The sequence below is a fragment of the Campylobacter concisus genome (assembly GCF_002912425.1).
GTDB lineage: Bacteria > Campylobacterota > Campylobacteria > Campylobacterales > Campylobacteraceae > Campylobacter_A > Campylobacter_A concisus_AH.
In genome coordinates this window covers 1-434 of sequence record NZ_POYR01000135.1, presented here as the reverse complement: position 1 = coordinate 434, position 434 = coordinate 1, and the positions used below count along the sequence as shown (strand labels likewise).

General features: G+C 25.1%; 1 pseudogene. It reads left to right on the top strand.

Annotation, left to right across the window (positions count from 1 at the left end):
- Positions 1–233 precede the first annotated feature (233 nt).
- Positions 234–434, top strand: a pseudogene (locus CYP84_RS07540) (hypothetical protein); the annotation flags it as partial.

The following is a 434-nucleotide window of genomic DNA, read 5'->3' as shown; positions in this document are numbered from 1 at the left end:
ATTTAACAAATAAAGATATGGTAAATAAGATAAAAGACTATGCTGATATAGCCGATGTTGCTTATGCTTTTTTTGAGTATATAGATGAGAATGAAATTTGGAGTTTTTCGGATAAATTTTGTAATTAATAAACCTTAACTAGGCATAATAAATTAATAATATTATAAATATAATCACAATAAAATTAAAAGAAATTTTATATCTTGTATAGTTTAAATTTAAAAGGATTTATGATGAAAAAAGTCAAGTTTATAGTTTTTATCTGCTTATTTATACTTCTACCACTTGCTTATTTTAATGGCTTTATAAGAATTTCTGATCTAACTAGCGAGCAAGAGAGCATTGCTAAAAAATATGGTGGTGTTTATGTATTTGATGAGAAGCTAGAAAAAGAGATAGATAAGAGAGAGGAAGAGAGGGATAAGGTTAATAAG